This window comes from Paraburkholderia sp. SG-MS1, from assembly GCF_012275575.1.
Taxonomy (GTDB): Bacteria; Pseudomonadota; Gammaproteobacteria; order Burkholderiales; family Burkholderiaceae; genus Paraburkholderia.
The window spans coordinates 1-10,548 of the sequence record NZ_NPIH01000020.1 but is presented as its reverse complement, the minus strand read 5'-3'; the positions used below and the strand labels follow the sequence as shown (position 1 = coordinate 10,548).

Below are 10,548 nucleotides of genomic sequence, written 5' to 3'. Positions count from 1 at the left end.
CGCCGCAAACGGCTCGATCGACGGCTCCCCGTATACCCCGAGACGGCCCGGAGTCCGGATGTCGTCCGGCGCATTTCCGATAGAATTCAATATTCAGAGGTCCTCTCAAGCACCCAGACGAAGCACGCCATGTCCCGACGCATCATCCCAGTAGCCGATCTCAGCGCGGCGCCGGTCATCGCCGGCCCGGTGCAAACGCCCCGAGGCGTACTGCACGACACGCTGTCGCGCCCGCTGCGCGACCTGCGCATTTCGGTCACGGATCGCTGCAACTTTCGCTGCGTCTACTGCATGCCGCGCGCGGTGTTCGACAAAGACTATGCGTTCCTGCCGCATAGCGCGTTGCTGAGTTTCGAGGAAATCGAACGGCTCGCGCGGCTGTTCGTCGCACATGGCGTCGAGAAGATCCGCCTGACCGGCGGCGAGCCGCTATTGCGCAAGAATCTGGAATTCCTGATCGAACGGCTCGCGCAATTGACGACGCCGGCGGGCCGCCCTATCGATCTGACGCTGACCACCAACGGCTCGCTGCTGGAGCGCAAGGCACGCGGTCTCAAGGACGCGGGGCTGACCCGCGTGACCGTCAGTCTGGACGCGCTCGACGACACGCTGTTTCGCCGCATGAACGACGCCGACTTCGCGGTGGCCGACGTGCTGGACGGGATCGCCGCGGCACATGCGGTTGGACTTGCGCCGGTCAAGGTCAACATGGTCGTCAAGCGCGGCACCAACGACGGCGAAATCGTGCCGATGGCGCGTCATTTCAAAGGCTCGGGCGCGGTACTGCGTTTCATCGAATACATGGACGTCGGCACCTCGAACGGCTGGAATATGACCGAAGTGCTGCCGTCCGCCGATGTCGTGACGCGCATCGCCGAACAGTTTCCGCTCGTCCCGCTCGAAGCTCACAGCGCCGCCGAGACCGCGCAGCGCTGGGGCTACGTGGACGGCAGCGGCGAGATCGGCGTGATTTCGAGCGTCACGCGGGCATTTTGCGGCAGTTGCACACGCGCCCGGCTGTCGACCGAAGGCAAGCTGTACCTGTGCCTGTTCGCGTCGTCGGGCCATGACCTGCGCGCGTTGTTGCGCGGTGGCGCGAGCGACGCCGACATTGCGACCGCCGTCGCCGAAATCTGGCAAGGCCGCAGCGACCGCTACTCCCAGCTGCGCGGCAGCCAGCCGGCCGAGTCGGGCGAGCAGACGAGCCGCCGCGTCGAAATGTCGTACATCGGCGGCTGAGCGGCCGCGGCATGCAACCCTCGCGCGAACAGATCACTGGCCTGCTGCTCGCGGGCGGCCGAGGCATGCGCATGGGCGGCGTCGACAAGGGACTGCAAACGCTGCACGGCGAGCCGCTCGCCGTGCATGTACTGAAGCGCCTCGCACCGCAAACCGGCGCGCTGCTGATCAGCGCCAATCGTCATCCCGACACGTACGCGGCATTGGGTACGCCGTTTGGCGCGACAGTCGTCGCTGATACGCTGCCCGGCTTTCCGGGCCCGCTGGCGGGTTTGCTCGCCGGCATGCGCGCTGCCGGCACCGCCTGTTTGCTGAGCGCGCCCTGCGACTCGCCGTGGCTGCCCACCGACCTCGCCGCGCACCTCGCGCAAGCGCTGGACGCCCAGCAAGCGGACATCGCCACCGTCACGACCCTCGACGCCCACGGCGACGCGTCCCTTCACCCCGTGTTCGCGCTGCTGCGCACGAGTCTCGCAGACGACCTGGCGATGTTCCTCGACGCCGGCGAGCGCAAAGTTCGCGCGTGGTACGCACGCCACACGACGGTGGAAGTCGTCTTTACCGACGAGCGCGCGTTTTACAATGCCAACTCGTTACAAGAACTCGCCGACCTCGAACGCGATCGAGGCCCCGGTTGAGATCCGCCCCGGCCGCACGGCAACTGCCGCGCCCGTCTCCGGTCGCGACGCCCAGCTCTTCATGACCACGCTTAACGAATTTTCCCGCTGCGTCGCGCAGTACGATCCTCACGCGCTCCCCGTTTCGGCCGCTCAGGCGATTGTTCGCGAGTGGGCCGTGCCGGTTGCGGCTGTCGAACGCGTGGCGTTGCGCGACGCGCTCGACCGCGTGCTCGCGGCCGACATCGTGTCGCCGATCGACGTGCCCTCGCACGACAATTCTGCGATGGACGGCTATGCCTTCCAGCGAGCGGCGCTCGCAACCGACGCATCCAGCATCGAGTTGACGATTGCCGGTAAGGCGCTGGCCGGGCATCCGTTCGCGAGCCGCGTCCACGCGAATCAGTGCGTGCGCGTGATGACGGGCGCCTGCATGCCCGAGGACTGCGACACCGTCGTGCCGCAGGAGCTGGTCGAGCGCAGCGCGGATGGCGGATCGATCCGCTTCGCCGCCGACGCCGTGGCCCCCGGCGCCAACCGGCGCCTCGCCGGCGAAGATCTCGCGCGTGGCCATGCCGCGCTGCGCGCCGGTCGCATCCTGCGCGCGTCGGACCTCGGTTTGCTGGCGTCGCTCGGCATCGGTGAAGTGAATGTGCGGCGGCGCTTGCGCGTCGCGTTCTTCTCGACCGGCGACGAATTGCGCTCGCTCGGCGAACCGCTCGACCCGGGCGCCGTCTACGACAGCAATCGCTACACGCTGTTTGCGATGCTGCGGCGCTTGAACGTCGATTCGCTCGACCTCGGCGTGGTGCGTGACGAACCCGCCGCGCTCGAAGCCGCATTGCGCAGCGCCGCGGCGAGCGCCGACGTGGTGTTGACGTCGGGCGGCGTATCGGTCGGCGAGGCCGATTTCACCCAACAACTGCTGCGAACTTTCGGCGACGTCGCTTTCTGGAGCCTGGCGATGCGCCCGGGCCGTCCACTCGCGTTCGGCCGCATCTGGTCCGGCGAGCGGCCGGGCGTCGGGCTGCCTGCGCTATTCTTCGGTTTGCCCGGCAATCCGGTCGCCGTGATGGTGGCGTTCTATCAGATCGTGCGCGAAGTGCTGCTGCTGATGTCCGGCGCGACGCCGCACCCGCTGCCGACGATCCACGCCGCGAGCCGCCAGGCGATTCGCAAACGCGCTGGCCGCACCGAATTCCAGCGCGGTGTCGCCGAACAGGACGCGCACGGACAGTGGCACGTCACGCCGACCGGCTCGCAAAGCTCGGGCGTGCTGAGCTCGATGAGCGAGGCCAATTGCTTTATCGTCCTCGGTCACGACGAAGATGCGATTGCCGAGGGAGAACGCGTCGCCATCATGCTGTTCGACGGTCTCATCTGACGCTTGGGACCCGGCGCGGCCAGCGGCCACTTTGCAGCTTTGCTTTACCCATTACCACCAAAAACACGCGGGTTTGACTTACATGAAAAAACAGATCTCGTTCATTGCGCCTGGACAGACGGCCAAAGCACTCATCCTCGTGTACCTGACGTTCTCGGTGCCGATCGTGCTGCTCGGCGTGCTGGTTGCGTTCATCCGCTACGGTTCGGTGGAGTTGAGCACGGTGTTCAGCGCCTTGCTGCTGAATGCGATCCTGGGTTTCGTGCTGTTGTGGATTGCGTGCCACGCGTACAACTGGGTTGCATCGCGTTTCGGCGGCATTGAAATTCATCTGACCGACGCGCCCGAAGAGGCGTGATGTCTGCGACGACCCGCACCGCCACGCCCACGGACACGCGCGCCATCTTCGCGCTGACGTGCGGGCTGGCGGAATTCGACGCGCACGCTTGACGCGCACCTGTGGACCGCCTTGATCGGCTCGCGCTCCATATGACCCGCCAAACCCGCGCCACCCTAGTGCTCGTCGGGCTCGACGCCCGACAACGCATCGCCGAGCAAACCCGTCGCCTCGTCGCCCGGTAGTGCCTCGACGTCGCGCAGCTTGCGGTTCATCATGCGGGTGCGCGTTTCCGCCGCCTCGATAGAACGCGTGACGGTCTCCAGCTGCGCTTTGGTCCTGGCCAGCACGTCGCCGAATTTGCCGAACTCCGTTTTCACCGCGCCGAGCACCTGCCAGACCTCGCTCGAACGCCTTTCGATGGCGAGCGTGCGAAAGCCCATCTGCAAACTGTTGAGCAGCGCCGTCAGCGTGGTCGGCCCCGCGATCGTCACGCGATAATCGCGTTGCAGCGAGTCCGTGAGTCCGGGCCGGCGCAGCACTTCCGCGTACAGGCCTTCGGTCGGCAGGAACAGCAGTGCGAAGTCCGTGGTGTGCGGCGGCGACACGTACTTCTCCGCGATCGTGCGCGCCTCCGCGCGGATTCGCGCTTCGAGCGCGCGTGATGCCTCTTCCACGGCGACCGGATCGGCACGCTCCTGCGCTTCGATCAAACGCTCGTAGTCTTCGCGCGGAAACTTGGCGTCGACCGGCAGCCACACGGGCGTGGCCGCACCGCCCTGCTCCGTGCGTCCCGGCAAGCGGATCGCGAACTCGACGCGGTCCGCGCTCTTCGGCACCGTCGCGACGTTCTTCGCGTACTGGTCGGCGGTGAGCAGCTGTTCGAGCAGCGCTTCCAGCTGCACTTCACCCCACGTGCCACGCGTCTTGACGTTGGTGAGCACCTTCTTCAGATCGCCGACGCCGGCGGCCAGCGTCTGCATCTCGCCCAAACCGCGATGCACCTGTTCGAGCCGGTCGGAGACCAGCTTGAACGATTCGCCCAGACGCTGTTCGAGCGTCGCGTGCAGTTTTTCGTCAACGGTGCGGCGCATTTCTTCGAGCTTGGCCGAGTTGTTGGCCTCGATATCCTTGAGCCGCTGCTCGATGGTCGCGCGGACTTCTGCGAAGCGCCGGTCATTCGCCTCGGTCAGTTGTCCCAGTTGCAAACTCAGCGTGTCGCCGAACTGCTTGAGCGAGCGGCCCTGTTCGTCGCGCGCCTGTTGGGCCTGCGCCTGCAAACTGTGGCGTACGGCGTCGAGTTGCTGCGCGAAGGCGTCAATCTTGCCGCCTTGCACCGTGGTCATGCTGCTGAACTGCGCGGCGAGCGTCTGTTGAAAATGTGCGAACCCACTGCTCTGCTCGGTGCGTGACACCCGTGCGGTCTCGGTGATGTCGTTGCGCAATTGCCTCTCGAGGCGCTCGTAGGCATGCGCCTGCGTGTCGGTCGCCACGTCGATGCGTTCGTTGAGCAGCTCGAACTGCTCACTGTCGTCCGCGCGGCCATGAGCGCGCATCAACAACGCCAGCGCAATGACCAGGACGACCGCCAGCACCGCGACGGCCGCCACCAGAATCATCATCATGAACGCGCCTTACCGATCACGTCCGGATTGATCGGATTCGGTGGCTGGCCTGCACGCGGCCCAACGCCCAGCCCCGCGATCAGATTGTCGGCGGCGAGACTCGCCATCGCACGCCGCGTGGCTTCGGTCGCGCTGGCGATGTGCGGCGTCAGCACGACATTCGGCACGCTCAACAGATCCGGATTCAGATGCGGCTCGCCTTCGTACACGTCCAGACCGGCCGCGGCGATCTGCTTCGAGCGCAGCGCCTCGACCAGCGCCGCGTCGTCGACGATGCCGCCGCGCGCGATGTTGGTGAGCGTCGCGGTAGGTTTCATCAGCGCGAGTTCGGCCGCACCGATCGTGTGATGGCTTTCTTTCGAGTACGGCACGACCAGCACGACATGATCGGCACGCCGCAGCAGATCCTGCTTCGATGCATATTCGGCATTCAGTTCTGCCTCGATCTCCGGCGTCACGCGCGAACGATTGTGATAGATCACCTGCATGTTGAAGCCCTTCGCGCGCCGTGCGAGCGCCTGGCCGATCCGGCCCATGCCGATCACGCCGAGCGTCGAACCGTACAGATCGCTGCCGAGAAAACCGTCGTAGCTCCACTTCTGCCATTTGCCTGCGCGCAGCCAGTGCTCCGATTCGGCAATACGGCGTGCAGCGGCCATCATCAGCGCCCAGCCGAAGTCGGCGGTCGACTCGTTCAGCACGTCCGGCGTGTTGGTGCCGAGCACGTTCGCCGCATTGAACGCGGCCATGTCGAAGTTGTTGTAGCCCACCGCCATGTTCGACACCACGCGCAGGCGCGGTGCCGCCGCCAGAACGCCGGCGTCGATCGGCTCGCCCGCGGTCAGCGCACCGTCCTTATCCGCGAGACGGCGTTTCAGTTCGTCGGCGGGCAATACGTCACCCTGGTTCCAGTCGACGTCGAAATACTGTTTCAGTCGTTCGATCACATCGGGAAAGATCGAACGGGCGACGAGGATCTTCTGCATTGCAATTCTCCGTATGGCGCGTCGAGCGGGAATGCCTCGGCGTCGAAATCAGCATCAGAAAAACAACCAGCCGGTGACGGCGAACAGCGGCAACAGCACGGCACCCGACCAGCCCAGATAGGCGAAGAAACTCGGCATGCGAACGCCGCGCGATTGCGCGATCGCTTTCACCATAAAGTTCGGCGCATTGCCGATATACGTGATCGCGCCCATGAACACCGAGCCGGCCGAGATCGCGGCGAGCGTAGTCGCGCCGCTCGTCATCAGCATCTGCGCATCGCCGCCCGCCAGGTTGAAGAACACGAGATAAGTGGGTGCGTTGTCGAGAAACGAAGATAACAGGCCGGTCGTCCAGAAGTACATCATGTCGCGCGGCTGGCCTGCGGAATCGTTGACCAGATGGACGAGGCCCGCGAACGCCCCAGCCTCGCCCGCGCGCAGCATCGTGATGACCGGCGCGATGGTCACGAAGATGCCGGCGAACAGCTTGGCCACCTCTTCGATCGGCGCCCAGTTGAAATCGTTGCCCGCGCGCGCCGCGTGAGGCGTCAACGCGAGCGACAGCAACGTCACGCCGATCAGCGCAACGTCGCGCACCGCGTTCTGCAACGCGACCTGCGTTCCGAACAGGTCGAACGTGACCTGCGGTCGCCACAACCCGCTCATCAGAACCAGCGCGATCACCGCGGCGAGCAGCGCGAAATTGATCTTGCCGTCGATGCCACGCGGCGCGCCCTCGGGCGTCGGATCCAGAAAGCGTGAGCGCGTCTCTTCACGCCGGTGAAAGTAGTACGAGTCGAGCGCGTAAAAGCCGGTCAGCAGCACGACGCTGACGAACAGCATCGGCAGCGCGAGATGCTGGGTGGTCCAGAAGAAGCGGACGCCTTCGAGGAAGCCGAGAAAGAGCGGCGGGTCGCCCAACGGCGACAGCGAGCCGCCCACGTTCGCCACGAGAAAAATGAAGAACACCACCACATGGACCACATGCTGGCGATTGTCGTTGGCGCGCAGCAAAGGACGGATCAGCAACATGGCCGCGCCGGTCGTACCCATCACGCTCGCCAGCAAGGTACCGAGCGCGAGAATCGCCGTGTTCAGGCGCGGCGTGCCGTGTAGATTGCCGCGCACGCAGATACCCCCCGCGACGGTATAAAGCGCGGTTAGCAGAACGATGAACGGGATGTACTCGTCGAGCAACGCGTGCATCAGCTTGCCGAAGGCAACGTTCATGCCGAAGGTGAGTGCGAACGGCACGAGGAACACGAGCGACCATGCTGCCGCGATCTTGCCGAAATGGTGATGCCAGAACGCCGGCGCGATCAGCGGAAATACAGCGATCGACAGCAGCACGCCCGCGAACGGCAGGCTCCACAGCGCCGACAGGGTCGCGCCATCGAGCGTCGCAGCAGACGCCGATTGAGACCATCCGCCCAGCGTCAGCGCGGCGGCAACCCACGCGCTCGCGCTCATGCCATACCCTTTCATATCGTTGAAATCCTTGCAATGCGGTGGCCGTGTGCGCTGCGAGACGTCGCCGCGCGGGCCGTTCACGCATCCTGCACGACGATCACATGCACCCGGTAAGGGCCATGCGCGCCCAGCACGATGGTTTGCTCGATGTCGCCGGTGCGCGATGGACCGGAGACAAAATTGACGGCGCGGGGCAGTTCGCCGCGCTCCTTGCGGATCAGCCCGAACGCGTCTTCGTGACCCGCAACGATGCGCGATGCCGGCACGATGGCGATGTGCGTTTCCGGCAGCAAGCCGGCCGATGCGTAGGTTTGCGGGCCGGACAGCAGCACCAGCGTGCCGGTCTCGGCGGTCGCGCAGAAGCAGCCGGTGAGACCGACGACGTCGCTGCCGCGCGGCTTGCGGAATTCGACGCTGAGGCCGGCTTCGGCCCAATTGAGATCTTGCAGGGTTTGCCAGGCGATCGCCTGCAACGGCAACGCGTGCCCGGTGAGGTAGCGATGCGCCGCGGCCGGCACCTCGGCGAGCGTCTGAACGGTGTCGACCGTGGTCGACAGCTTCTGCGCTTCTTCGATGAAACGCGCGCTCAGATCGGCAGGCATCTCCGGACGCGGGCCGGCCGGATGGCGCGTCACATAATCTGCCGCCGCCTCGCGCTCGGCAGCGGACGGCTCGGGCTCGCGCCCTTGCGCGGCGCGGATGCGCGCCAGGATGTTGCGGCGGGCAATCGAAGTGTCCATGTGCGAAGTCCTCGTGTCGACAGCCGTGCGAAGTGACGAGGATTATACCGGCCACCCTCCACGCGAACACCCTGGCCGAACGGCATATTGCCAGCCAGCTCGCACGCGTCCAAAGTAGTCACCAGTCAACGGGCGCATGAACCCGCACGAGGTATGAAGCGCGTTACTTCGCTGCCTCTTCTTCGGGTTGCGCGATGCCGAATACCTGGCGCAGATACGCGAGATAAGCCTTGTCCTCGCACATGTTCTTGCCCGGCGAGTCCGACAGCTTGGCCACCGGCTGGCCATTGCAGCGAACCATCTTGATCACGATCTGCAACGGGTTGTAGCCGAGGTCGTTGGTCAGATTGGTGCCGACGCCGAACGCCAGTTTGCAGCGGCCGCGAAAGCGCTCGTACAGTTGCAGCACCTTCGGGATGTCGAGCGCGTCGGAGAACACGAGAATCTTGGTGCGCGGGTCGCAGCGGTTCGCCTCGTAGTGCTTGAGCAGGCGCTCGCCCCAGTCGAACGGATCGCCGGAATCGTGGCGCGCGCCGTCGAACAGCTTGCAGAAGTACATGTCGAAGTCGCGCAGGAAGGCCTGCATGCCGTACACGTCGGACAGCGCAATACCGAGGTCGCCGCGATATTCCTTCGCCCACATCTCGAAGCCGAAGGTCTGCGAGTCGCGCAACCGGGGGCCGAGCGCCTGGCACGCCTGCAGATATTCATGCGCCATCGTGCCGAGCGGCGTGAGGCTGTGCTTCATCGCATAGAAGACGTTGCTGGTGCCGGCGAACTGCTCGCCGAGACCGTCTTTCAGCGTGAGGATCACCTCCTCGTGCCATTGCTTCGAGAAGCGGCGGCGCGTGCCGTAGTCGGCGATCTTGCAGTCGGCAAATTCGGGGCGCGCGCCCAGCAACTGGATCTTTTCGACCAGACGGCCGCGCCCCTCGCTGTAATCGGGCTTTTGCTGGGTATTGCGAAAATAGACCTCGTTGACGATCGCGAGCATCGGAATCTCGAACAGGATCGTATGCAGCCACGGCCCTTTGATCTCGATGTCGATCTCGCCATTGCCCTTTGGCGACGGCTCGATCGAAATGTACTTCTCGTTCAGATGAAACAGCGCGAGAAACTCGATGAAGTCGCCCTTGATGAAGCGCATGCGCCGCAGGTAGTCGAGTTCGTCTTCGGTGAAACGCAGGTCGCAGAGCTTGCGCACTTCGTCGCGAATCTCGCCGATATACGGCACGAGATCGACATTCGGCGTACGGCAGCGGAAACGGTACTCCACATTCGCGGCGGGAAAATGATGCAACACCACTTGCATCATCGTGAACTTGTACAGATCGGTATCGAGCAGCGAAGTAATAATCATGATGGTGCGAACTGGACCGCGGGAAAAACGAAAGGCCGGACTCAAGCCATGCGCGTAGGACACGCCTGTGCGCGTCGACTGGACGCATGTTACCCGAATGCGCCCGAATTCAGCGCGCCGGCGAACGCTTGCATCACGGACCCGAAGAAACGCCCCTGGCGGGCGCCATAAACTAATCACGAAAACATATAAAAGGCATTGCCCGATGCTGTATGTGCCTCTTGACGTTACGTTACAATAACGCTTTTGGCGCTTGCGCCTCCCCTGATTCCGCATGCAGGAGCTGCCTGAATGACTCACGTTGTGACCGAAAGCTGCATCAAGTGCCGCTATACCGACTGCGTCGATGTGTGCCCGGTGGACTGCTTTCGCGAAGGTCCCAACTTCCTCGCGATCGACCCCGATGAATGCATCGACTGCGCCGTGTGCGTCGCCGAATGCCCGGTGAACGCCATTTATGCCGAAGAAGATGTGCCGGGTGACCAGCAGAATTTCATCGAGCTGAACGCCGATCTCGCGAAGAACTGGCCGAGCATCACCAAGACCAAGGCGCCGTTGCCGGAAGCCGACGAGTTCAAGGATGTGAAGGAAAAGCTCGCGCTGCTCGCACGCTGAGCGCCGCGGCCTGTCACGCGCCCCGCCCGATTCGAAATTGAATCGAGATGAACGCAGGGTATTGACAGTCGCTAAAGCTGCCTCTAAAATTTCGCTTCTCTGCTGTTGTTGTTCTGTTCCTCGATAGCTCAGTCGGTAGAGCGCCGGACTGTTAATCCGTAGGTCCCTGGTTCGA

The 10,548-nt window shown here is 64.3% G+C and carries 10 protein-coding genes; 5 read left to right on the top strand and 5 right to left on the bottom strand.

The features are described 5' to 3' along the window. The first annotated feature begins 129 nt into the window (after window positions 1-129). From moaA to CIC12_RS01655, 4 genes are all read left to right on the top strand, one after another. The gene (gene moaA, locus CIC12_RS01670; protein WP_168661558.1) at window positions 130-1,239 is read left to right on the top strand and encodes a GTP 3',8-cyclase MoaA; all 1,110 of its coding nucleotides are present in this window, start codon (window positions 130-132) and stop codon (window positions 1,237-1,239) included. Window positions 1,240-1,250: 11 nt separating this feature from the next. Beyond that, window positions 1,251-1,877 carry a molybdenum cofactor guanylyltransferase MobA gene (mobA, locus tag CIC12_RS01665; protein WP_168661556.1) on the top strand — a complete coding sequence of 209 codons (627 nt, stop codon included), beginning with the start codon at window positions 1,251-1,253 and terminating at the stop codon, window positions 1,875-1,877. A 61-nt stretch (window positions 1,878-1,938) separates the two neighbouring features. Next, window positions 1,939-3,240: a molybdopterin molybdotransferase MoeA gene (gene moeA, locus CIC12_RS01660; RefSeq protein ID WP_168661554.1), complete on the top strand. Its 1,302-nt coding sequence runs from the start codon at window positions 1,939-1,941 to the stop codon at window positions 3,238-3,240. Window positions 3,241-3,322: 82 nt separating this feature from the next. After that, window positions 3,323-3,598 carry a hypothetical protein gene (locus CIC12_RS01655; protein ID WP_074764961.1) on the top strand — a complete coding sequence of 92 codons (276 nt, stop codon included), beginning with the start codon at window positions 3,323-3,325 and terminating at the stop codon, window positions 3,596-3,598. Window positions 3,599-3,753: 155 nt separating this feature from the next. Here CIC12_RS01655 and CIC12_RS01650 read toward each other — a convergent pair whose 3' ends face one another. The 5 genes from CIC12_RS01650 to pncB all read right to left on the bottom strand — a co-directional run bounded on the left by CIC12_RS01650 (window position 3,754) and on the right by pncB (window position 9,758). Further along, window positions 3,754-5,202 carry a DNA recombination protein RmuC gene (locus tag CIC12_RS01650; protein ID WP_168661552.1) on the bottom strand — a complete coding sequence of 483 codons (1,449 nt, stop codon included), beginning with the start codon at window positions 5,200-5,202 and terminating at the stop codon, window positions 3,754-3,756. Next, window positions 5,199-6,188 carry a 2-hydroxyacid dehydrogenase gene (locus CIC12_RS01645; RefSeq protein WP_168661550.1) on the bottom strand — a complete coding sequence of 330 codons (990 nt, stop codon included), beginning with the start codon at window positions 6,186-6,188 and terminating at the stop codon, window positions 5,199-5,201. Before CIC12_RS01645 ends, CIC12_RS01650 begins: the two co-directional genes overlap by 4 nt. Window positions 6,189-6,242: 54 nt before the next feature. Further along, window positions 6,243-7,673: a sodium:proton antiporter gene (locus CIC12_RS01640; protein ID WP_168661548.1), complete on the bottom strand. Its 1,431-nt coding sequence runs from the start codon at window positions 7,671-7,673 to the stop codon at window positions 6,243-6,245. A 62-nt stretch (window positions 7,674-7,735) separates the two neighbouring features. Next, window positions 7,736-8,398 carry a LutC/YkgG family protein gene (locus CIC12_RS01635; RefSeq protein WP_168661546.1) on the bottom strand — a complete coding sequence of 221 codons (663 nt, stop codon included), beginning with the start codon at window positions 8,396-8,398 and terminating at the stop codon, window positions 7,736-7,738. Between the two features lie 163 nt (window positions 8,399-8,561). After that, complete coding sequence (gene pncB, locus CIC12_RS01630) at window positions 8,562-9,758, bottom strand: nicotinate phosphoribosyltransferase (protein ID WP_168661544.1); 1,197 nt, start codon at window positions 9,756-9,758, stop codon at window positions 8,562-8,564. Window positions 9,759-10,049: 291 nt separating this feature from the next. Between pncB and fdxA the strand changes: the two genes are divergently transcribed. Next, window positions 10,050-10,373: a ferredoxin FdxA gene (fdxA, locus tag CIC12_RS01625; RefSeq protein WP_020069367.1), complete on the top strand. Its 324-nt coding sequence runs from the start codon at window positions 10,050-10,052 to the stop codon at window positions 10,371-10,373. Window positions 10,374-10,548: the final 175 nt, after the last annotated feature.

Excerpts from the sequence above, each read along its gene's own strand:
- CIC12_RS01650 (WP_168661552.1), bottom strand. The coding sequence starts at position 5,202 with ATGATGATGATTCTGGTGGCGGCCGTCGCGGTGCTGGCGGTCGTCCTG.
- moeA (WP_168661554.1), top strand. The coding sequence starts at position 1,939 with ATGACCACGCTTAACGAATTTTCCCGCTGCGTCGCGCAGTACGATCCT.
- pncB (WP_168661544.1), bottom strand. The coding sequence starts at position 9,758 with ATGATTATTACTTCGCTGCTCGATACCGATCTGTACAAGTTCACGATG.
- moaA (WP_168661558.1), top strand. The coding sequence starts at position 130 with ATGTCCCGACGCATCATCCCAGTAGCCGATCTCAGCGCGGCGCCGGTC.
- CIC12_RS01655 (WP_074764961.1), top strand. The coding sequence starts at position 3,323 with ATGAAAAAACAGATCTCGTTCATTGCGCCTGGACAGACGGCCAAAGCA.
- CIC12_RS01635 (WP_168661546.1), bottom strand. The coding sequence starts at position 8,398 with ATGGACACTTCGATTGCCCGCCGCAACATCCTGGCGCGCATCCGCGCC.
- fdxA (WP_020069367.1), top strand. The coding sequence starts at position 10,050 with ATGACTCACGTTGTGACCGAAAGCTGCATCAAGTGCCGCTATACCGAC.
- CIC12_RS01645 (WP_168661550.1), bottom strand. The coding sequence starts at position 6,188 with ATGCAGAAGATCCTCGTCGCCCGTTCGATCTTTCCCGATGTGATCGAA.
- CIC12_RS01640 (WP_168661548.1), bottom strand. The coding sequence starts at position 7,673 with ATGAAAGGGTATGGCATGAGCGCGAGCGCGTGGGTTGCCGCCGCGCTG.
- mobA (WP_168661556.1), top strand. The coding sequence starts at position 1,251 with ATGCAACCCTCGCGCGAACAGATCACTGGCCTGCTGCTCGCGGGCGGC.